Genomic DNA, 21,788 nt, shown 5'->3' on the forward strand with positions numbered 1-21,788 from the left:
GAATGTTATGCAATCTTACTTTAATCCTGAAACTCAACGCGTAAAAAGCCTGTGGCAAACTTATCACGCCTTATTTGCCGCCGCCCAACAGCAACAAAGCGCATTCTTACGCTGTTTCGCTTTTGCGGCACTGTCTGCAACCTTATTCGGCGTGGCTATCGGTTTGCTGTATCCACTGCTTTTGGCATTAGAACAAACAACAGAAGCAGGGCAAAGTGCGGTCATTTTTTGGAGTGTTTTATGTGGCGTGCTTTTAATCGTCAGCCTCCTTTTCCGCATTTGGGCGGAATATTATGACACCAAAGGCGATTCATTTTTGGCGACATATCAATTAAGACGTCAACTGGGCGAAAAACTTCGCCGAGTATCTCTTGCTGTCCTCAGTGGATTTCGTGCAGGCGAACTCAGTGCCGTTGCCATCCAAAGTATTAATGAAGCGACGAATTACGCTTTCAGTTTAATCAGTATTCTAATTTACGGCATCGTAACACCGGTGTCTGCCGCCCTTTGTCTTTGTTTCTTTGATTACCGCTTTGGGCTGCTGATCTTCATTATTTTTCCGCTTATCGTGCCACTTTATTTATGGCGGAGAAAAGCTTTCCGTCGTGGATTTAGTATTTTGGCAGAAGCTAATCAGCGACTTAAAGGCGAAACCATTGAGTTTGTGCAAGGTTTGGAAATTCTGAAATCAACAGGGCAGACTGAAAACAAACAACATATTTTCAACCGTGTGATTGAAGATGTGGCAAACATTCAACGCATCGGCACAAAAAAAGGCGAACGTCCGAATTTGATTATTACCTCAAGCATTCAATTAAGTCTTATTGCGGTATTAATTGTTGGCACATTTTGGGTGATTTCCGGTAGCGCTCATTGGGTATTGTTAGCCACAGTACTGATTTTAATTGCGCGAATTTCAGATGTATTGAACTTCTTTGTGCAAATGTCTTCGCTCTTAGAAATTTTTGTGATTAGCTGTGAAAAATTTGAAAAACTGATGGCATTGCCTGAATTGGCGGAAAATCATGGCAGCAGATTACCCACAGATTATCGTATTCGCTATGAGCATGTCCGCTTTGGTTATAATGCTGAAAAAACCATCCTAAACGACATTAATCTGGACATAAAACCTAACAGCCTCAATGCTTTTGTGGGCACCAGCGGTTGTGGTAAAACAACATTACTTCGCTTGTTGTTGCGTTATGCTGATCCGCAATCAGGGAGAATTACGATCGGCGGTATTGATATTCGGGATGTTAGCCAAGAACAGCTCATGCGCTTAATTTCTGTGGTGTTTCAAGACGTGTATTTATTCCAAGACAGCGTATTAAATAACATCCGAATGGCAAAACCCAATGCCACCGATGAAGAGGTGATTCACGCCTGTCAACTTGCCCAATGCCATGATTTTATTCAGGCATTACCACAGGGGTATCAAACGCAAGTTAATGAAATTGGGAGTAATTTTTCCGGCGGTGAAAAGCAACGACTTGCGATTGCCCGCGCGATTTTAAAAGACGCACCGATTCTCATTTTAGATGAACCGACAGCATCGTTGGATACCCGCAATGAGCTGGCAGTACAAAAAGCGCTGGATCAGCTGGTTAAAGACAAAACCGTGTTGATTATCGCTCACCGACTTTCCACCATTGTGGGCGCGCATTGCATTTATGTGTTGGAAAACGGCAGCATTGCCGAACAAGGCACGCATCAAACACTCTTAGAACAAAAAGGACGTTATGCAGCATTTTGGCAATGCCAACAAGGCAACATCACTCAATAAACAGGATTGGGCAATTCTTGCCACGACCGCCGGTTTTAAATTCTGCGTAGTGGCGTTTTATATGATTGGCCTCATTACCATGTTAAAAGAGATGGGGTTCGATCTTAAAAAACTTAGTTGGTTCTATTTGCTTGGTGGAATGGAAATGGCGAAATTCATCGTCTCGCCGTTAATTGAACGCTATCGTCTCAAGCGTATCGGGCAATTTCGCGGCTGGCTATGCCTTTCCTCGCTAATCATTTTTATTGCCTTATTTATGTTGCATTTCATCCAACCGCAACAAGATTTTGTACTGCTTATGGTGGCGTGTGTGCTATTGAACCTAAGCAGTCTATTTTTCGGTTGTGCGGCGTTGGGGCTGACGTGTGCCATCCTGCCTTTTGAGCAACGAGGTTTTGGTGGTGTTATTCAGGTGATCGCGGGACGCGTGGGTAAAATGCTTGGTGGTGGTTTGGTGTTACTGATTTACCATTATTACGGCTGGCAAAGTGCGGTGGATTTAATGAGTGTTTTTGCACTATTGTTGATTCTACAAATCGGCCTATACGCCGAACCAGCAATTTCTGCTGAACCGCAAAATCCGCCATTGCGTTTTTTATTCACACGTTTTTTCCACTTTTGGCAACAACCGCATATCTCATTTCGCTGGTTGATTTTATTGTCATTTGTGTTTATTCCTAGTGGCATGGTGGTCAGTAGTTTCATTCCACGTCTAAATGCCTTGGGCTGGAGTAGCCAACACATTGGGCTATTACTTTCCGTATTCGAACCCCTTTGTGCTATCGCTTTTACTCCACTCAGCGGTCTATTACTCAAAAAATATTCTCGGGCTTCCGTCACCCAATGGGTGTTATTTAGCCAAATCTTTGCCTTCTTCTTATTTATTTTATTTGAATATGTTGGCACGGATTTTCCTTATCTTATTGCTGTACCAATCTTATTATTAAGTATTACTTACGCATTACTTGTGCCGTGCTTGCTCGCCATGATTATGGACAAATCCACTAAAACATACGCCACGCTGGACAGTGCGTTACAATTTTCTATCGCGCTTTTAGGAGCCTATTTAGCTGGATTTATCTCTATCCGAATTGCAGGTACTTTTGGTTATTTAGCAGTTTATATTATTGCAACGTTTGTGGCTGCTGGAATAGAGTGTTTCTTTATATGTTCAAAAGAAAAGTAAATGTAATGATGAATAGCCCGTATTTAGATTTCAATAAGTAAGTGCAAAATTTTTTTTAATTTATCACACTTGAAAGTTAGAAATCGTTCCCTATATAAGAGATGCTTTACAAATTCTTTAAGAAGGAAATTAATCATGAATATTCGTCCTTTACACGATCGTGTAATTATTAAACGTGAAGAAGTCGAAACCCGTTCAGCTGGCGGTATCGTATTAACAGGTTCAGCGGCGACCAAATCAACCCGTGCGAAAGTATTAGCTGTGGGTAAAGGTCGTATTTTAGAAAATGGCACTGTTCAACCTTTAGATGTGAAAGTTGGCGATACCGTAATTTTCAACGACGGTTACGGTGTGAAAAGCGAAAAAATCGATGGTGAAGAAGTATTAATCATTTCTGAAAACGACATCTTAGCAATTGTAGAATAATTAGATAAGGGAAAAGAAAATGGCAGCAAAAGACGTAAAATTTGGTAATGACGCACGCGTAAAAATGCTTAAAGGCGTGAATATATTAGCCGATGCAGTAAAAGTAACCCTTGGCCCGAAAGGTCGTAATGTAATTTTAGATAAATCATTTGGCGCACCAACTATCACTAAAGACGGTGTATCTGTTGCTCGTGAAATCGAGTTAGAAGATAAATTCGAGAACATGGGTGCACAAATGGTGAAAGAAGTGGCATCTAAAGCAAATGACGCTGCAGGTGACGGTACAACCACAGCAACTGTACTTGCGCAAGCTATCGTAAATGAAGGCTTGAAAGCAGTAGCGGCAGGCATGAATCCAATGGATTTAAAACGTGGTATTGATAAAGCAGTAAGTGCGGTTGTTTCTGAGCTTAAAAATTTATCTAAACCTTGTGAAACAGCAAAAGAAATTGAACAGGTAGGGACCATTTCTGCAAACTCTGACAGCATTGTGGGTCAATTAATTTCACAAGCGATGGAAAAAGTGGGTAAAGAAGGCGTGATTACCGTTGAAGATGGTACAGGTCTTGAAGATGAATTAGATGTGGTTGAAGGGATGCAATTTGACCGTGGTTACCTTTCTCCATACTTCATCAACAAACCAGAAACTGCAACGGTTGAATTAGATAATCCATATATTCTTCTTGTAGATAAAAAAATCTCTAACATTCGTGAATTACTTCCAGTGTTAGAAGGTGTTGCGAAAGCTGGTAAACCGTTATTAATCATCGCTGAAGATGTGGAAGGCGAAGCACTTGCAACCTTAGTGGTGAACACTATGCGCGGTATCGTGAAAGTTGCAGCAGTGAAAGCACCAGGTTTTGGTGATCGTCGTAAAGCGATGTTACAAGATATTGCCATCTTAACTGCAGGTACTGTGATTTCTGAAGAAATCGGTATGGAGCTTGAAAAAGCGACATTAGAAGATTTAGGTCAAGCCAAACGTGTTGTTATTAATAAAGATAACACAACCATTATTGATGGTATCGGTGATGAATCTCAAATCAAGGGTCGCGTGGCTCAAATTCGTCAACAAATTGAAGAATCAACTTCTGACTACGACAAAGAAAAACTTCAAGAACGCGTGGCTAAATTAGCTGGCGGTGTGGCAGTAATCAAAGTCGGTGCAGCAACTGAAGTTGAAATGAAAGAGAAAAAAGATCGTGTGGATGATGCGTTACACGCAACCCGTGCCGCGGTTGAAGAAGGTATCGTTGCGGGTGGTGGTGTTGCATTAGTTCGCGCAGCAGCGAAAGTAGCAGCAAGTCTAAAAGGTGACAACGAAGAACAAAATGTGGGTATCAAACTTGCATTACGTGCGATGGAAGCACCTTTACGTCAAATCGTCACTAACGCAGGTGAAGAAGCATCTGTTGTGGCAAGTGCGGTTAAAAATGGCGAAGGAAACTTTGGTTATAACGCAGGAACAGAACAATACGGCGATATGATCGAAATGGGTATCTTAGATCCAACGAAAGTAACTCGTTCTGCATTACAATTTGCAGCATCTGTAGCAGGCTTAATGATTACCACTGAATGTATGGTAACTGAGCTTCCAAAAGATGAAAAAGCTGACCTAGGCGCAGGCATGGGCGGTATGGGTGGAATGGGTGGAATGGGCGGAATGATGTAATTCGCCCATCATCAGGTAAAAAGTGCGGTCGTTTTTCCACAAGGAAAAGCGATCGCTTTTTTATTTACAAAGGTTTACACTAATTTCAAATTTACTCAGGAAATCTATTATGCTCATTTCTCATTCTGACCTTAACCAACAACTTAAATCTGCTGGAATCGGCTTTAATGCAACAGAACTACACGGCTTTTTAAGCGGTTTATTTTGTGGTGGCTTAAAAGATCAAAGTTGGCTACCGCTCTTATATCAATTCAGCAATGATAATCACGCTTACCCAACAGCATTAGTGCAACCAGTTACAGAACTTTATAAACAAATTAGTCAAACCTTATCAGATGTTGAAGGATTTACCTTTGAACTTGGTTTAACCGAAGATGAAAATGTCTTTGCACAAGCGGATAGCTTATCTGACTGGGCAAACCAATTCTTACTTGGTCTTGGCTTAGCACAACCTGAATTAGCAAAAGAAAAAGGCGAAATTGGCGAAGCGGTAGATGATTTACAAGATATTTGCCAACTTGGTTATGATGAAGACGATAACGAAGAAGAGCTAGCGGAGGCGCTAGAAGAAATCATTGAATATGTTCGCACCATTGCTATGTTGTTCTATTCTCATTTCAACGAAGGAGAAATTGAGAGCAAACCTGTATTACATTAAGGAGATCTAGAATGGAATTGGCTTATATGGCTGAATTGCCTAAAGAAGAATTTGGGGAACGCCGCACACGAGTATTCACTCAAATGCAACCTAATTCGGCATTATTGCTTTTTTCTGAAATCGAAAAACGCCGTAATAATGATTGTTCCTATCCTTTCCGTCAAGACAGCTATTTTTGGTATTTAACAGGCTTTAATGAGCCGAATGCAGCACTGTTATTACTGAAAACAGAACAAGCAGAAAAAGCCATTATTTTTCTTCGTCCACGCGATCCGTTACTTGAAACGTGGAATGGTCGCCGATTAGGTGTTGAGCGTGCACCACAACAACTTAATGTAAATGACGCCTATTCTATTGAAGGATTCGCTACCGTACTGCCCAAAATACTGAAAAATTTGACCGCACTTTACCATGTGCCAGAAATTCATACTTGGGGTGATAAATTAGTGACAGAAAGTGCGGTGAGTTTTAGCGAGATTTTAGATTGGCGACCAATGCTCAGCGAAATGCGCCTTATAAAATCGCCTAATGAAATCCGCTTAATGCAACAAGCGGGACAAATTACGGCTCTAGGGCATATTAAAGCAATGCAAACGACACGCCCAAATCGCTTTGAATATGAAATTGAAAGCGATATTTTGCATGAATTTAATCGCCATTGCGCAAGATTTCCTTCTTACAACTCCATTGTTGCTGGAGGAAATAACGCCTGTATTTTGCACTACACAGAAAATGATCGCCCACTAAATGATGGGGATTTAGTGCTCATTGACGCCGGCTGCGAATTTGCTATGTATGCGGGCGATATTACCCGAACCTTTCCTGTAAATGGAAAATTTAGCCAGCCTCAACGTGAAATTTACGAGTTAGTTTTAAAAGCACAAAAACGTGCGATTGAGTTACTTATACCTGGCAATTCCATTAAGCAAGCCAATGATGAAGTCATTCGTATTAAAACCCAAGGATTAGTGGATTTAGGCATCTTAAAAGGTGATGTCGATACACTCATTGAACAACAAGCTTATCGCCAATTTTATATGCATGGATTAGGGCACTGGTTAGGGTTAGATGTGCATGATGTAGGTAGCTATGGCCAAGATAAACAACGGATACTCGAAATCGGTATGGTGATTACCGTTGAACCTGGTATTTATATTGCAGAAGATGCTGATGTGCCAGAGCAATACAAGGGCATTGGCGTGCGCATTGAGGATAATTTACTCATGACTGAATATGGTAATAAAATCCTAACCGCAGCTGCTCCTAAAGAAATTGCAGACATTGAAAATTTAATGAATTTTTAATAAAAATGTTTAAATTGTGATCTAGTACACAGTTTTTTATTGCTCAAAATGTTAGCATTAGAACCAGTTAAAAGCCGAACCAATCAGTTAAGGAGTCGATTATGTACAAACACGTTTTAGTGGCAGTAGATCTTTCTGAAGAGAGTCCAGTTTTACTTAAAAAAGCGGTTGGAGTTGCAAAACGCCACGAAGCAAAACTTTCTATCATCCACGTTGATGTGAACTTCTCGGATCTTTATACTGGATTAATTGATGTGAATATGTCTTCGATGCAAGACAGAATTTCCACGGAAACACAAAAAGCCTTATTAGATTTAGCTGAAAGTGCGGATTATCCAATTTCAGAAAAATTGAGTGGCAGTGGTGATTTAGGACAAGTTCTAAGTGATGCCATCGAACAATATGATGTAGATTTATTAGTGACGGGACATCACCAAGATTTTTGGAGTAAGTTAATGTCTTCAACGCGTCAAGTGATGAATACGATTAAAATTGATATGTTGGTTGTTCCACTTAGAGATGAATAATTAGCAAGAAATTGTTTTTTGAATAATCTGAAATAACTTAAATTTTAACCGCACTTCTTAAATAGCGCCGTGAAGTGCGGTTTTATTTTTGTGTTTTGATAAAAAGTCTTTTTATAAATTAGGAAAATATGCCAAAATGGTGCGCTTTAATTTTATTTTTTAATATGGTTAGCAAGGATTATTTTTAATGAAAACAACAGCAGAAATAAGACAATCATTCCTTGATTTTTTCCATAGCAAAGGTCATCAAGTTGTAGAAAGTAGTTCACTTGTGCCGGAAAATGATCCGACTTTGCTTTTTACGAATGCAGGGATGAACCAATTTAAGGACGTGTTCCTTGGAATGGATAAACGCCCTTATTCTAGAGCGACCACTGCGCAACGTTGCGTACGTGCTGGGGGAAAGCATAATGACTTAGAAAATGTTGGTTATACCGCGCGTCATCATACTTTCTTTGAAATGCTCGGTAACTTCAGTTTTGGTGATTACTTTAAACACGATGCGATTAATTTTGCTTGGGAATATTTAACATCCCCAAAATGGCTAGGTTTACCTAAAGAAAAACTCTGGGTAACCGTGTATGAAACCGATGATGAAGCCTACAACATCTGGAATAAAGAAGTCGGTGTTCCTGCTGAACGCATTATTCGCATTGGTGACAATAAAGGCGCACCTTACGCATCAGACAACTTCTGGGCAATGGGCGACACGGGTCCTTGCGGTCCTTGTACTGAAATTTTCTACGATCACGGTGATCATATTTGGGGCGGACCTCCAGGCTCACCAGAAGAAGATGGCGACCGTTATATTGAAATCTGGAACGTTGTGTTTATGCAATTCAACCGTTTAGCCGATGGCACAATGGAAAAATTGCCACGTCCATCAGTTGACACGGGTATGGGATTAGAGCGTATTTCTGCTGTATTACAACATGTTAACTCAAACTACGAGATTGATATTTTCAAAACATTAATCGCAAAAACGGCTGAAGTTGTAGGCACAACAGATTTAAGTAATAAATCATTACGTGTTATTGCTGACCATATTCGTTCTTGTGCATATTTAATCGCAGATGGCGTTATTCCATCAAACGAAGGCCGTGGTTATGTCTTACGTCGTATTATTCGCCGCGCAGTTCGTCACGGTCACTTATTAGGTGCCAAAGAAGCCTTTTTCTATAAACTCGTGCCAACTCTAATTGAGGTGATGGCTGAGGCTGGAAAAGACGTAAAAGCAAAACAAGTAAATGTTGAAAAGCTATTACGTTTAGAAGAAGAACAATTTGCTCGCACTCTAGAACGCGGATTGAGCTTATTAGATGAAGCCCTTGCTCAAGTGAAAGATGGCGTCCTTTCAGGTGAAGTTGCATTCAAACTTTATGACACCTATGGTTTCCCATTGGATTTAACGGCTGATGTATGTCGTGAGCGCAATATCACTATTGATGAACAAGCGTTTGATCGTGAAATGGAAGCACAACGTACTCGTGCTCAAGCAGCGAGTCAGTTTGGTGTGGACTACAACAGCGTTATTCGCGTAGATGGTGAAACTAAGTTTGAAGGCTATACTGAAGTCGAATCTCAAGCAAAAATCACCGCACTTTTCTATGATGGTAAATCAGTAGAAAGTATCGAAGCAGGTCAAAGTGCGGTCGTTATTTTGGAAAATACGCCGTTTTATGCAGAATCAGGCGGTCAAATTGGTGACAGCGGATATTTAAGCGCACAAGGCGTGACCTTTAATGTGAAAGATACCCAAAAATATGGGCAAGTATTTGGACACATTGGAGAATTAACGCAAGGATGTTTGAAAGTTGGACAATCGGTGAATGCTATTGTGGATGCGGAACGTCGCCACAACACATCACTCAATCACTCAGCAACACACTTATTGCACGCTGCCTTACGTCAAGTTTTAGGTCAACATGTTGTGCAAAAAGGATCACTTGTTTCAGATAAAGCCTTGCGTTTTGACTTTGCACAGCCAGAAGCAATTACAAAAGAACAGTTAACTCAAATTGAAACATTAGTAAACCAAAAAATCCGTGCTAACTTCCCTGTGCAAACGGATATTATGGATATTGATTCAGCAAAAGCTAAAGGGGCAATGGCACTCTTTGGCGAGAAATATGGTGATAATGTTCGCGTATTGACCATGGGCGATTTCTCAATTGAGCTTTGTGGTGGTATTCACGCAAAACGCACGGGGGATATCGGTCTATTTAAAATTATTACTGAAAGCGCAGTGGCTGCAGGCGTTCGTCGTATTGAAGCTGTAACAGGTGAAAATGCCATTGAGTGGTTACATAATCAACAATGCATTCTGATCCAAAGCGCAGACTTATTCAAATCAGACATAAATACCTTAGTAGAAAAAATCCAGCAACTTCAAGACAAAGCGAAGAAAGTGGAAAAAGAATTACAGGGTCTAAAAGAAAAAGCTGCAATGCAGGCTGGTTCTGATTTTGTGAAAAGTGCGGTGAAAATCAACGGTGTTTCTGTTATCGCACAACAATTGGATGGCATAGAAACAAAATCATTACGTGTGATGGTCGATGATTTAAAAAATCAACTCGGCTCAGGCGTAATCGCATTCGCATCGATCTTAGATGAAAAAGTCAACCTTGTCGTTGGTGTAACAAACGATTTAACTACCAAAGTAAAAGCTGGTGAGCTTGTTAATTTAATGGCTCAACAGGTCGGGGGTAAAGGCGGTGGTCGTCCGGATATGGCAATGGCAGGAGGCTCCCAACCAGAAAATGTGGCACAAGCAGTTAAAGTGGCGCAGGACTGGTTAAACAAAAATCTGTAGTACAAGCAGGTTGGCGGGATGCCAACCCTTCCTTGATTGATAGGGATATCTAATAAATGCAAACTAAGGAGATAAAAGATGTTAATCTTAACTCGTAAAGTTGGCGAAAGTGTACTTATTGGAGATGATATTTCTATCACGGTTTTGAGTGTACGTGGAAACCAAGTAAAACTCGGTGTTGAAGCGCCTAAAGAAGTATCCGTTCACCGAGAAGAAATTTACCAACGAATTAAGCAGACAAAAGATGAACCTTTAGATGTTTCATCGTAGTCATAGATAATGGATTTTATATTATGAAAGCAATTATTCCTGTAGCCGGTCTTGGTACACGTATGTTGCCTGCCACGAAGGCAATTCCGAAGGAAATGCTCACTTTGGTTGATAAGCCATTGATTCAATACGTGGTAAATGAATGTGTAGCTGCTGGCATAAAAGAAATTGTGCTTGTCACGCATTCATCAAAAAATGCTATCGAAAACCATTTTGATACCTCTTTTGAACTAGAAACGATGCTAGAAAAACGTGTTAAACGTCAGCTTTTAGAAGAAGTGCGTTCTATCTGTCCAAAAGATGTAACTATTATGCACGTTCGTCAAGGTAACGCTAAGGGCTTAGGTCATGCTGTTCTTTGTGGTCGTCCAGTAGTTGGTAATGAGCCTTTTGCTGTTGTATTACCTGACGTATTGTTAGCTGATTTCAGTGCAGACCAGAAAAAAGAAAATCTTTCTGCAATGATTAAACGCTTTAATGAAACTGGAGCAAGCCAAATTATGGTAACGCCTGTTCCACAAGAAAATGTGAGTAGTTATGGTGTTGCAGACTGTGGTGGCGTCGTACTTAATGGTGGTGAAAGCGCAAAAATTAATAACATTGTTGAAAAACCAGCTGTTGAAGAGGCGCCGTCAAATCTTGCTGTAGTTGGTCGTTATGTTTTCTCAGCAGCAATTTGGGACTTGTTGGAAAAGACGCCAATTGGTGTTGGTGATGAAATCCAATTAACTGATGCTATTGATATGCTCATTGAAAAAGAAACTGTTGAAGCATTCCATATGACAGGTGAAACATTCGACTGTGGTGATAAAATTGGCTATATGGAAGCTTTCGTAGAATACGGTATTCGTCACGAAAAATTAGGTAAAGAATTCAAAACCTTTATCAAAAATTTAGCAAAAACGCTATAAATAGCACTAATACAGATAAAATGGACAAAATGAAAGATTTTGTCCATTTTTGTTTTATTATTAATATAGAATATTGCTTTATGCATAAATATGCACAATAATAGAATAATTAATTAGAATAAAAAGGAAAGATTATGGCACTTTGGGGTGGACGTTTTACGCAGGCAGCAGATAAACGTTTTAAAGATTTTAATGACTCATTATGTTTTGATTATCGTTTGGCAGAACAGGATATTCAAGGCTCAATTGGTTGGTCCAAAGCCTTGATGAAAGTCAATGTATTAACTATCGAAGAACAGCATCAACTTGAACAAGCTCTAAATGAATTACTTATTGAAGTGCGGTCAAATCCACAAGCAATTTTACAAGATGATGCTGAAGATATTCATAGTTGGGTTGAAAGTAAGCTAATCGATAAAGTAGGCAACCTTGGTAAGAAATTACATACTGGCCGTAGCCGTAACGATCAAGTGGCAGTAGATATAAAACTATGGTGCAAACAACGTGTGGTTGAATTACAAGAATCAGTACGTAATTTGCAACGCCACTTAGTTCAAACCGCAGAAAACACACAACAAGCAGTAATGCCTGGCTATACCCATTTACAACGAGCTCAACCAATAACGTTTGCTCATTGGTGTATGGCGTATGTGGAAATGTTCGACCGTGACTATTCACGTTTAACAGATGCGTATAATCGTATGAATACCTGTCCACTTGGTAGTGGGGCGCTGGCTGGTACGGCTTATGCCGTAGATCGTGATTCACTTGCGCACGATCTTGGTTTTGCTTTCGCGACTAGAAATAGCTTAGATAGCGTCTCTGATCGCGATCATATCGTAGAGTTGCTTTCCATCGCATCCCTTAGTATGGCTCATCTTTCCCGCTTTGCTGAAGATATTATTATCTTTAATAGCGGAGAGGCAAATTTAGTCGAGCTATCTGATCGCGTGACTTCCGGCTCATCATTAATGCCACAAAAGAAAAATCCTGATGCATGTGAGTTAATTCGAGGCAAAGCCGGCAGAGTGATCGGTTCATTGACAGGCATGCTAGTCACCTTAAAAGGTTTACCACTTGCGTATAATAAAGATATGCAAGAAGATAAAGAAGGTATTTTTGATGCCTTAGATACTTGGCAAAACTGTGTGGATATGGCAACGTTCGTATTAGATGAATTGAAAGTAAATGTTGAACGTACTCGAGAAGCCGCGTTAAAAGGCTATTCAAACGCAACTGAATTAGCGGATTATTTAGTCTCTAAGGGCGTACCTTTCCGAGATTCCCATCATATCGTGGGTGAAACGGTTGTTTATGCAATCGAGAAAGGCAAAGGATTAGAAGATCTTACTATCTCTGAATTCCGCCAATTTAGTGAAGTAGTAGGAGATGATGTTTACGAGATCCTTTCTCTCCAATCTTGCTTAGACAAACGTTGTGCAAAAGGTGGTGTGTCGCCATTAAGAGTTGCTGAAGCGATTGCAGAAGCGAAAATACGTTTAGCTTAATTATAACGTTAAAGTGCGGTCAGAAATTATTTTATATTTCTGACCGTTTTTGAGTGCCTATAAATATTAATTTTCTAATTTATTTTTTAAGATATTAAGTGCGCGTGCTCTATGTGAGATTCTTTTTTTCTCAATTGTATCCAGTTCACCGAATGTGCAATTTTTTTCTGGGCTGAAAAATAAACTATCGTAACCAAAACCATTTTTACCTTTTTCTTCAAACTCAATGAGACCATGGCATTCACCTTCAGCGATGATTGGTGACGGATCATTTGGGTGTTTTAGATAAACGATACAGCTCACAAATTTTGCTTGTCGATTTTCTTTTGTGACATGAGAGAGTTCGGTTAATAATTTTTTGCGATTCTTTTCATCGTTACTATCCTTTCCAGCGTATCGCGCAGAATATAACCCTGGAGCCCCATTGAGTGCATAAACAACTAAACCAGAATCATCTGCGATAGCGGGTAACCCTGATTTTTCTGACGCATAGCGCGCTTTTAATAGTGCATTTTCTACAAAGGTTAAGCCTGTTTCTTCGGGGCTATTAATGCCTAAATCGCTTTGTGCGATCACTTCAAATCCAAGATTGGCTAATACATCAGACATTTCCTTCACTTTACCTTGGTTACCTGTAGCAAGTACGATTTTTTGTTTCATGGCTTATCCTTTATTCTTGAGGTTGATTATAGGCTGCGATTAAATCTGCCCAATTTTGTTTTGTAAATTGAATCTTCATTCTTTTAATTTCTTTTGTAAAAGAGCGGTGTAATCGATTCAAGTTGTCTGCTTTCCAACTATTTCCCGATCTTATAGTGCACTTATCGAAATCTAATAACCAACATTGTTTTCTATTTTTTATTTGTTGAACGAGAATGTTATGTACATTTAAATCTGTATGGCAAACCTGCTGATCATGTAATTGACGAATTAATTTTCCTATTTGAGTCCAGATTTCTTTTGGTAAAGGGGTTGCCTGTAATAGTAGGGATAAATTCCGAGCATTTTCAATTTTTTCTGTCAAAATATCCGCTTGATAGCAGATCCCCAATTTTCCCTTTTGAACTCGTGCAGCAATAGGTTTAGGAACGGGGAGCCCTGCTTCATATAAGTGTTGTAGTAAATAAAACTCAGCAAAACTACGGGTCTTCTTGAGAGAGGAGAAATAATAACGATCTTTGTTGAATTTTCCCCATAATCCACCGCGATAATAATGTCTCAGTGCGCAGTTTACGCCTAGATAATCTTCTGTTTGTAGAAAATAAGTTGTGCCTCGGCCTTTTGCCGTCCCAATAATTCTTTTTTGAGTTTGCCAGAATTTAGGTTTAAAGAAGTTACTTTTATCGTTAAAAGTGCGGTCAAAACTGAAGATAAAATATTCATTACCCTGTTGGAATGAGTGCATGTTAGTGGAATTGGATGATAGAAAATGTCCTTATTCTACTTTAAAATACATCCAAATTAAATGAGAAAGGATTGCAAATGTCACTTTTCACTCGTGCTCCCAAATCACTTTGTATTCTCCGCCTTTCTGCTGTAGGAGATGTTTGTCATGCCCTTGCTGTCATACAACATATTCAGGCTTATTATCCTCAAACCCAAATTACTTGGGTTGTAGGTAAAACAGAATTCGGCTTATTAGAGGGGATTCCTAATATTACTCTGATTCCTTATGATAAGAAAACCGGTTGGAAAGGTCTTTTCTCATTATGGAAAACGTTAAAGAATCAACACTTTGATGCCTTGTTAAATATGCAAACGGCATTTCGTGCTTCTATTATTTCCTTAGGAATTAAAGCTAAATATAAAATTGGGTTTGGTAAAAAACGATCACGAGAGGGACAATGGCTATTTGTTAATCGTCAAGTAAATGATCCTGATTCACCTCATGTCTTAGACGGTTTCATGGCTTTTGCTGAATATATTGGTGTACCAAAAGCTAAATTAACCTGGAAACTTGAAATTTCTCCCCAGGAAAGTGAATATGCATATCAATTTATTGATCCTTCACGTAAAAATTTACTGATTTCTCCTTGCTCTAGTAAAGTAGAAAAAGATTGGCTCATTGAACGTTATGCTGAGGTTGCCAATATTGCAAATAAACGTAATATTCATGTTATTTTTTGTAGTTCCCCCTCAAAGCGTGAATTAGAAATGGTTGAAAAAATCATAGCACTTTGTGACTTTAAACCAACTAATGCTTCAGGTAAAACTAACTTGAAGCAACTTTCTGCCTTAATTTCTCAAGTAGATTTAGTTTTATCGCCTGATTCTGGCCCAGCACATATTGCAACGGCTCAAAATACGCCTGTTATTGGTTTATATGCTTATCACAACCCATTACGTACGGGCCCTTATCATAATTTGTCTAATGTCGTTTCTGTTTATGAAGAGAATGCACAAAAAGAATTTGGAAAACCATCCTCTCTATTACCTTGGGTAACAAAACTAAAAGGAAAAGATTTAATGGCACAGATCCAAGTGGACTCTGTAATTAAAGAAATGAATAAGTTAGGGCTTTAAATTCAAGGATAAAAAAAGCCCTTTCAAAAGCTGAAAGGGCAAAAATATTTGGAGTCATACTATGAGTTGTTGAATTAACAAATCAGGTATGTGGCGTATTATAATAACAAAACACAAAAATGCAACATTTTTTTAACAAGTAATTTTTTGTTATTTAATATGTGGATTTCTTGTATTGCTATTGACTAAATTACGCATTAATAAGGCGTAGTCTAAGTTGATATCTTGTGGTACGTCTAAGAACACAAAATGCCCATCACCTAGTGCTGCATCAACCGCTTCATTTTTACGATTTATCATTTTTTCAATTTTGAAATTGATATTCCCCTGAGGGGTCATCATTTCTACATCATCACCAAGTAGGAATTTGTTCTTTACTGCCACTTCAGCCATACCTTGTTCGTTACGTTTACCGGTAAATTCACCGACAAACTGTTGGCGATCAGAAATAGAATAACCGTATTCGTAATTTTGATATTCATCGTGTGTATGACGACGTAAGAATCCTTCGGTATAACCACGATGTGCAAGGGATTCTAAGGTATCCATTAAGCTTTCATCAAATGGCTTGCCCTCTGCCGCATCATCAATAGCTTTGCGGTAAACTTGAGCGGTTCTTGCGCAATAATAGAATGATTTAGTACGGCCTTCGATTTTTAAAGAATGCACTCCAAGTGCGGTCAATTTTTCCACGTGTTGTACTGCACGCAGATCTTTTGAGTTCATAAAGTAGGTGCCGTGCTCATCTTCAAAAGCGGTCATTTGCTCATCTGGTTTTTGTGATTCGGTATAAAGGAAAACTTTATCTGTTACCGCACCTTCACCTAAGGTTGGCGCCACATTTTTTACTTCGATTTGTTGGGCAGGAGCGATTTTCGGCACGATGTTGCCTACTTCATCGGTAGTACCTTCTTCCATTTTGTATTCCCAACGGCAAGCATTCGTGCAAGTGCCTTGGTTTGGATCGCGCTTGTTGATATAGCCAGAAAGCAAACAACGACCGGAATACGCCATGCACAACGCACCGTGTACGAAAATTTCAAGTTCGATATCGGGCACGTGTTGGCGAATTTCGGCAATTTCATCTATTGAAAGTTCGCGCGATAAAATCACACGGGTTAACCCCATTTGTTTCCAGAATTTTACCGTTGCCCAGTTTACCGCATTAGCTTGTACAGAAAGGTGAATATCAATATCCGGGAAGTTTTCACGCACCAACATGATTAAGCCTGGGTCAGACATAATTAAGGCATCAGGGACCATGTCGATCACAGGTTGTAAATCTTTGATAAAGGTTTTGAGTTTGGAGTTATGCGGCGCAATATTCACCACCACATAGAATTTTTTGCCAAGTGCATGGGCTTCATCGATCCCGATTTTTAAATTGGCATGATTAAATTCATTGTTACGTACACGTAAGCTGTAGCGTGGTTGGCCTGCATAAACGGCATCTGCACCATAGGCAAAAGCATAGCGCATATTTTTGAGGGAGCCGGCAGGGGAAAGTAATTCTGGTTTGAATGAGGATGTCATGATATGTTCTCTATCTGATTTCAAGTCAGGAATTTACACGAGGTAAATCATTAAAAGATAAAACTAGGGATTTTAGACATGTTAAGGAATATTCCGCACTTCTCGATATCAAAAAGTGCGGTTAATTTTAGCTTAGAATTTTATTTAACTCTTGGCTAACTTCTTCCACTTTTTGTGTACCATCTAAACGGAAATATTGAGTATTCCCTGCTTTCGCTTCTGCTTGGTAATAATCAATTAATGGGCTGGTTTGTTTATGATATACGGCTAAACGATCTAATACAGTTTCTGGTTTATCATCTGCACGAATAATTAAATCTTCACCGGTTACATCATCTTTACCTTCCACTTTTGGTGGATTATAAACAATGTGGTAAGAACGGCCAGATGCTTGGTGTACACGACGGCCACTCATACGTTCAACAATCACTTCGTCTGGCACATCGAATTCTAAAACAAAATCAATTTTAACGCCTGAATCTTTCAATGCATCCGCTTGAGGAATAGTACGAGGGAAACCATCTAATAAGAAACCATTTGCGCAATCAGGTTGAGCAATACGATCTTTTACAAGTGCAACGGTTAATTCATCTGGTACTAATTTACCTTCATCCATTAATGCTTTAGCTTGTTTGCCAAGTTCAGTCCCCGCTTTGATTGCAGCACGGAACATATCACCAGTTGAAATTTGTGGGATACCAAATTTGTTCATAATAAATTGTGCTTGAGTGCCTTTACCTGCGCCCGGTGCACCTAAAAGAATAATTTTCATAAAAAATCTCCATTAATAAAAAACGTGACTAAGATACTGATAAAGCATAGTACGGTCAAATTTTTTATAATTTTTACCGCACTTTTATAGTGAATTGGCCGTATTATTTTCTTGATTCCAAGGAGCTACCCAAAATAAACAAAGCATGCCTGGAATCGCTAAAAATAAACAAAACCAAAAATACTGATAATACCCCACGGCACCCACAACATAACCAGAAAGCATACCTAAAACTTTACTTGGCAAAGCTGAAAGGCTCGTAAAAAGTGCAAGCTGTGTTGCAGTATAAAGAGGATTACTCTCACGCGCCATAAAAGCCACAAAAGCCGCGGTGCCAAGTCCAACGCCGATATATTCTGCTGCAATCACAACACCCAGTTTCCATAACTCGGCCGATGTAACGACATCAAAATGTCCTAAAGCAGCCAACCAAATAAACCCACCAATTGTCACCATTTGTACAAGCCCAAAGAGCCACAATGCACGGTTAATACCCAGTTTTAACATTATCACACCACCGGCAAGCCCAGATAAAATGCTTGACCAAAGTGCGGTACTTTTTACAACAATGGCTATATCCTCTTTGCTAAATCCCATATCATAAATAAATTTGGTTTGTAGAGTTGTAGCAAAAGAATCCCCGAACTTATATAAAAACAAAAACAGTAAAAAACCGACAGCCTGAACGACGCCCTTACGCTGGAAAAATTCTTGTAATGGAATCCAAAATGCTTGATAGAACGGCTGATTAGATTGTTGCACGTTGATTTTGGGCTCTTTGGCTAAAAATAGTGTCATGAAGATGCCCGCTAACATACAAAGTGCGGTCCATAAAAAGACTGTTTCCCAAGGATAAATCGCCGCCAAATATAGCGATAATCCACCCGGAATTAATCCCGCAATTCGATAAGCATTAATATGAATAGTGTTTCCCAAACCTAATTCATGATCACTCAAAATTTCACGACGATACGCATCTAACACGATATCTTGTGTGGCTGAAAAAAAGGCGATAAGCAACGCAATATTTGCCACTGTGCTCAGTTGTATGAGCGGATCAAATAGGCTAATTATGTAAAGTAAGATCAATAATGCCACTTGTGAAAGCAACATCCAGCTACGACGACGCCCTAAAAAGCTCGGGAAATAACGATCCAATAATGGTGCCCACAAAAATTTCAATCCATAAGGCAACATCACACCTGTTACTGCACCAATAAGCTCAATTGAAAGATGTTTATCTGTCAGCCAAACAGGCAACATTTGCAATAACACAAATAATGGCAAACCAGAATTAAAACCTGTGAATACGCAAATTAACATCTTGCGTGTAAAAATTTGGGAAGAAAGGGAATTTGACATAAAGTGCGGTTAATTTGGGTTATATTTTAGAAACTTCGCCTTTCAATTAAAGGATAAGTGTAAAAATTAGGGGGATTTTTAATCACATCCCCCAATGTTTAGCGTTCTTCTTCATAAAGAAGAAAACAAATATTAGAGAATATTAATCTCTATACCCTTTTGGATTATTTTTCTGCCAGTTCCACGTATCTTGCATCATTTTTTCAAGACCACGTTCTGCCACCCAACCAAGCTCTTTTGCAGCTAAACTAGGATCAGAATAGCATGTCGCAATATCACCAGGGCGGCGTTCTACAAGTTTATATGCAATGGTAATGTTGTTGGCTTTTTCAAAGGCTTTTACCATGTCTAGTACGGAATAACCATGGCCTGTACCAAGGTTATAAATATGTAAACCAGCATCATTTTCATGACGTTGAAGCGCTTTTAAATGCCCCACAGCTAAATCCACTACATGAATATAATCACGCACACCTGTACCATCGTGAGTGTCGTAATCACTACCAAATACAGAAAGTTGAGCTAATTTACCGATGGCAACTTGGCTGATATAAGGCAATAAATTATTGGGAATACCATTTGGATCTTCACCAATTAAGCCGCTTTCATGTGCCCCAACTGGATTAAAATAACGCAAGATAGTCATACTAAATTTTGGTTCCGCTTTTGCTGTATCGCGTAAAATCTGCTCAACCATATATTTAGAGGTACCATAAGGGTTGGTTGTACCGCCGACCTCACAATCCTCTGTAATTGGAATAATTTTTGGATCACCGTAAACCGTCGCAGATGAGCTAAACACGAAGTTCCAAACACCTGCTTTTTTCATTTCTTGAATTAATACAAGGGTGCCAGCTACGTTGTTCATGTAATATTCTGTCGGCTTTTGAACACTTTCCCCTACGGCCTTCAATCCAGCAAAGTGAATAACAGAGTTAATCTCATTTTCTGCAAAGATTTTTTGTAACAAAGCACGATCTAAAATATCACCCTCATAAAATTTTGCTTCTTCGCCTGTAATTTGTTTTACACGCTCAAGGGATTTTGGCGATGAATTGCAAAGATTATCTAATACCACCACATCTTTGCCAGCATTTAATAATTCTACAACTGTGTGAGAACCGATATAACCGGCGCCACCTGTCACTAAAATGGCCATAATGATTTCCTTATTAATTATTGAGACTAAAAAATTATATCACTATTTTGTGTGATAAGAACGATGTCTTGTATGACCTTGAGGTGGTACTGCACGTTTTAACCGATACGGTTTCGGCAGTTCAAGCAAGGCTTCTGTTTCATATTGGCTCACTGGGATAGAATGGCCAATATATTCTTCAATTGCTGGTAAATTCATCGCATATTCTTCGCAAGCAAAACTAATCGAAACGCCACTTTCCCCCGCTCGTCCAGTACGACCGATTCGGTGAACGTAATCTTCCCTATCATCAGGTAAATCATAATTGAAAACATGCGTCACATCAGAAATATGCAAGCCACGAGCAGCCACATCTGTTGCTACTAAAATATCTAAATCACCGTCGGTAAATTGTTTTAATAACGATAAACGTTTTTTCTGTGCTACATCACCAGTCAATAAACCAACACGATGCCCATCAGCTGCTAAATAACCCCAAATTTCTTCACAACGATGTTTCGTATTCGCAAATACAATACAACGCTCAGGCCATTCATCTTCCATTAAGGTTAAGAGAAGTGCCATTTTATCCTGATTAGATGGATAAAAAAGTTCTTCTTTAATGCGATGACCTGTCTTTTGTTCTGGTTCAATTTCAATATATTCAGGATCATTCATATCTTCAAATGCTAATTCACGCACTTTATAAGAAAGCGTCGCTGAAAATAACATCGTTAAACGCGCTTGCGGAGCGGGGCATTTACGCAATAAATAACGAATATCACGGATAAATCCAAGATCGAACATTCGATCCGATTCATCTAGCACGACAACTTGAATTTCATCTAAACAAATTACGCCTTGTTTTACATAATCAATGACTCGCCCTGTTGTACCAATCAAAATATCGACGCCACGCTCAATCGCTTGTAGCTGTTTATCATAACCATCGCCACCATAGGCAAGTGCGGTCTTTAATCCACTCGCTTTGGCAAGAAATTCAGCGTCATTACTAATCTGCACCGCTAATTCTCGAGTAGGCGCTAAAATCAAAGCTCTTGGGTGAGGATATTCCAGATTAGGATCTTGGTGAGTTAAAAGATGGTGAAAAGTAGCCGTTAAAAAAGCCATTGTCTTGCCTGTACCAGTTTGAGCTTGTCCTGCGACATCTCGTCCATTTAAACTGATAGGCAAGGATAAAGCCTGAATTGGGGTACAAAAATCAAAGCCTTTTTTTGCCAAAGCATCTCGTACAATCGGATGTAGAGGAAGATCGGAGAATCGTTGCTGGCTTAAATAATCTTGTTGCATAAAAATCACATTTTAGAATAATCAAATTACATTTAGCATAGCATGCTTAAGGAAAATCCTCAAAAAAGGACCGCACTTATAAAAATTAACCG

At 39.3% G+C, this 21,788-nt stretch carries 19 protein-coding genes; 12 read left to right on the forward strand and 7 right to left on the reverse strand.

The features are described 5' to 3' along the window. Positions 1-7: 7 nt before the first annotated feature. From FE813_RS03780 to argH, 11 genes are all read left to right on the forward strand, one after another. A complete protein-coding gene (locus FE813_RS03780) occupies positions 8-1,783 on the forward strand; it encodes an ABC transporter ATP-binding protein (RefSeq protein ID WP_139989485.1) in 1,776 nt (591 codons plus the stop codon). Then, positions 1,740-2,969, forward strand: coding sequence for an MFS transporter (locus tag FE813_RS03785; RefSeq protein WP_139989486.1), 1,230 nt, complete (start codon positions 1,740-1,742; stop codon positions 2,967-2,969). The genes FE813_RS03780 and FE813_RS03785 overlap by 44 nt, the downstream gene beginning before the upstream one ends. Positions 2,970-3,104: 135 nt before the next feature. Beyond that, positions 3,105-3,395 carry a co-chaperone GroES gene (locus FE813_RS03790; protein ID WP_005629492.1) on the forward strand — a complete coding sequence of 97 codons (291 nt, stop codon included), beginning with the start codon at positions 3,105-3,107 and terminating at the stop codon, positions 3,393-3,395. A gap of 19 nt (positions 3,396-3,414) precedes the next feature. Continuing rightward, positions 3,415-5,067: a chaperonin GroEL gene (gene groL / locus FE813_RS03795; RefSeq protein WP_139989487.1), complete on the forward strand. Its 1,653-nt coding sequence runs from the start codon at positions 3,415-3,417 to the stop codon at positions 5,065-5,067. A gap of 109 nt (positions 5,068-5,176) precedes the next feature. After that, positions 5,177-5,725: a YecA/YgfB family protein gene (locus FE813_RS03800; RefSeq protein WP_139989488.1), complete on the forward strand. Its 549-nt coding sequence runs from the start codon at positions 5,177-5,179 to the stop codon at positions 5,723-5,725. Positions 5,726-5,736: 11 nt separating this feature from the next. Then, complete coding sequence (gene pepP, locus FE813_RS03805; RefSeq protein WP_139989489.1) at positions 5,737-7,029, forward strand: Xaa-Pro aminopeptidase; 1,293 nt, start codon at positions 5,737-5,739, stop codon at positions 7,027-7,029. 101 nt (positions 7,030-7,130) lie between these two features. After that, complete coding sequence (uspA, locus tag FE813_RS03810) at positions 7,131-7,556, forward strand: universal stress protein UspA (protein WP_005629483.1); 426 nt, start codon at positions 7,131-7,133, stop codon at positions 7,554-7,556. A 187-nt stretch (positions 7,557-7,743) separates the two neighbouring features. After that, complete coding sequence (gene alaS, locus FE813_RS03815) at positions 7,744-10,368, forward strand: alanine--tRNA ligase (RefSeq protein WP_139989490.1); 2,625 nt, start codon at positions 7,744-7,746, stop codon at positions 10,366-10,368. A 78-nt stretch (positions 10,369-10,446) separates the two neighbouring features. Further along, complete coding sequence (csrA, locus tag FE813_RS03820; protein WP_139989491.1) at positions 10,447-10,638, forward strand: carbon storage regulator CsrA; 192 nt, start codon at positions 10,447-10,449, stop codon at positions 10,636-10,638. Between the two features lie 23 nt (positions 10,639-10,661). Next, on the forward strand, positions 10,662-11,549 hold the full coding sequence (gene galU / locus FE813_RS03825) for a UTP--glucose-1-phosphate uridylyltransferase GalU (RefSeq protein ID WP_139989492.1): 888 nt from the start codon (positions 10,662-10,664) through the stop codon (positions 11,547-11,549). A gap of 134 nt (positions 11,550-11,683) precedes the next feature. After that, complete coding sequence (argH, locus tag FE813_RS03830) at positions 11,684-13,057, forward strand: argininosuccinate lyase (RefSeq protein WP_139989493.1); 1,374 nt, start codon at positions 11,684-11,686, stop codon at positions 13,055-13,057. 66 nt (positions 13,058-13,123) lie between these two features. Here the strand turns inward: argH and rdgB are convergent, their stop codons facing one another. Both rdgB and FE813_RS03840 read right to left on the reverse strand, forming a co-directional pair. Further along, positions 13,124-13,717 carry an RdgB/HAM1 family non-canonical purine NTP pyrophosphatase gene (gene rdgB, locus FE813_RS03835; protein WP_139989494.1) on the reverse strand — a complete coding sequence of 198 codons (594 nt, stop codon included), beginning with the start codon at positions 13,715-13,717 and terminating at the stop codon, positions 13,124-13,126. Positions 13,718-13,727: 10 nt separating this feature from the next. After that, complete coding sequence (locus FE813_RS03840) at positions 13,728-14,462, reverse strand: 3-deoxy-D-manno-octulosonic acid kinase (RefSeq protein WP_139989495.1); 735 nt, start codon at positions 14,460-14,462, stop codon at positions 13,728-13,730. Positions 14,463-14,539: 77 nt separating this feature from the next. Between FE813_RS03840 and FE813_RS03845 the strand changes: the two genes are divergently transcribed. Beyond that, the gene (locus tag FE813_RS03845; protein ID WP_139989496.1) at positions 14,540-15,580 is read left to right on the forward strand and encodes a glycosyltransferase family 9 protein; all 1,041 of its coding nucleotides are present in this window, start codon (positions 14,540-14,542) and stop codon (positions 15,578-15,580) included. Between the two features lie 150 nt (positions 15,581-15,730). Here FE813_RS03845 and trhP read toward each other — a convergent pair whose 3' ends face one another. The 5 genes from trhP to rhlB form a co-directional block, all read right to left on the reverse strand. After that, the gene (trhP, locus tag FE813_RS03850) at positions 15,731-17,113 is read right to left on the reverse strand and encodes a prephenate-dependent tRNA uridine(34) hydroxylase TrhP (RefSeq protein WP_139989497.1); all 1,383 of its coding nucleotides are present in this window, start codon (positions 17,111-17,113) and stop codon (positions 15,731-15,733) included. A gap of 127 nt (positions 17,114-17,240) precedes the next feature. Further along, positions 17,241-17,885 (reverse strand): adenylate kinase, encoded by a 645-nt coding sequence (gene adk, locus FE813_RS03855; protein WP_048953463.1) that lies wholly within the window; start codon positions 17,883-17,885, stop codon positions 17,241-17,243. Between the two features lie 84 nt (positions 17,886-17,969). Next, a complete protein-coding gene (locus FE813_RS03860; RefSeq protein WP_139989498.1) occupies positions 17,970-19,247 on the reverse strand; it encodes an MFS transporter in 1,278 nt (425 codons plus the stop codon). A 142-nt stretch (positions 19,248-19,389) separates the two neighbouring features. Further along, complete coding sequence (galE, locus tag FE813_RS03865; RefSeq protein ID WP_139989499.1) at positions 19,390-20,406, reverse strand: UDP-glucose 4-epimerase GalE; 1,017 nt, start codon at positions 20,404-20,406, stop codon at positions 19,390-19,392. Positions 20,407-20,448: 42 nt separating this feature from the next. After that, complete coding sequence (rhlB, locus tag FE813_RS03870) at positions 20,449-21,696, reverse strand: ATP-dependent RNA helicase RhlB (protein WP_180978678.1); 1,248 nt, start codon at positions 21,694-21,696, stop codon at positions 20,449-20,451. Positions 21,697-21,788 lie beyond the last annotated feature (92 nt).

It is taken from the genome of Haemophilus seminalis (genome assembly GCF_006384255.1).
GTDB lineage: Bacteria > Pseudomonadota > Gammaproteobacteria > Enterobacterales > Pasteurellaceae > Haemophilus > Haemophilus seminalis.

Excerpts from the sequence above, each read along its gene's own strand:
- FE813_RS03780 (WP_139989485.1), top strand. The coding sequence starts at position 8 with ATGCAATCTTACTTTAATCCTGAAACTCAACGCGTAAAAAGCCTGTGG.
- FE813_RS03785 (WP_139989486.1), top strand. The coding sequence starts at position 1,740 with ATGCAGCATTTTGGCAATGCCAACAAGGCAACATCACTCAATAAACAG.
- FE813_RS03790 (WP_005629492.1), top strand. The coding sequence starts at position 3,105 with ATGAATATTCGTCCTTTACACGATCGTGTAATTATTAAACGTGAAGAA.
- groL (WP_139989487.1), top strand. The coding sequence starts at position 3,415 with ATGGCAGCAAAAGACGTAAAATTTGGTAATGACGCACGCGTAAAAATG.
- FE813_RS03800 (WP_139989488.1), top strand. The coding sequence starts at position 5,177 with ATGCTCATTTCTCATTCTGACCTTAACCAACAACTTAAATCTGCTGGA.
- pepP (WP_139989489.1), top strand. The coding sequence starts at position 5,737 with ATGGAATTGGCTTATATGGCTGAATTGCCTAAAGAAGAATTTGGGGAA.
- uspA (WP_005629483.1), top strand. The coding sequence starts at position 7,131 with ATGTACAAACACGTTTTAGTGGCAGTAGATCTTTCTGAAGAGAGTCCA.
- alaS (WP_139989490.1), top strand. The coding sequence starts at position 7,744 with ATGAAAACAACAGCAGAAATAAGACAATCATTCCTTGATTTTTTCCAT.
- csrA (WP_139989491.1), top strand. The coding sequence starts at position 10,447 with ATGTTAATCTTAACTCGTAAAGTTGGCGAAAGTGTACTTATTGGAGAT.
- galU (WP_139989492.1), top strand. The coding sequence starts at position 10,662 with ATGAAAGCAATTATTCCTGTAGCCGGTCTTGGTACACGTATGTTGCCT.
- argH (WP_139989493.1), top strand. The coding sequence starts at position 11,684 with ATGGCACTTTGGGGTGGACGTTTTACGCAGGCAGCAGATAAACGTTTT.
- rdgB (WP_139989494.1), bottom strand. The coding sequence starts at position 13,717 with ATGAAACAAAAAATCGTACTTGCTACAGGTAACCAAGGTAAAGTGAAG.
- FE813_RS03840 (WP_139989495.1), bottom strand. The coding sequence starts at position 14,462 with ATGCACTCATTCCAACAGGGTAATGAATATTTTATCTTCAGTTTTGAC.
- FE813_RS03845 (WP_139989496.1), top strand. The coding sequence starts at position 14,540 with ATGTCACTTTTCACTCGTGCTCCCAAATCACTTTGTATTCTCCGCCTT.
- trhP (WP_139989497.1), bottom strand. The coding sequence starts at position 17,113 with ATGACATCCTCATTCAAACCAGAATTACTTTCCCCTGCCGGCTCCCTC.
- adk (WP_048953463.1), bottom strand. The coding sequence starts at position 17,885 with ATGAAAATTATTCTTTTAGGTGCACCGGGCGCAGGTAAAGGCACTCAA.
- FE813_RS03860 (WP_139989498.1), bottom strand. The coding sequence starts at position 19,247 with ATGTCAAATTCCCTTTCTTCCCAAATTTTTACACGCAAGATGTTAATT.
- galE (WP_139989499.1), bottom strand. The coding sequence starts at position 20,406 with ATGGCCATTTTAGTGACAGGTGGCGCCGGTTATATCGGTTCTCACACA.
- rhlB (WP_180978678.1), bottom strand. The coding sequence starts at position 21,696 with ATGCAACAAGATTATTTAAGCCAGCAACGATTCTCCGATCTTCCTCTA.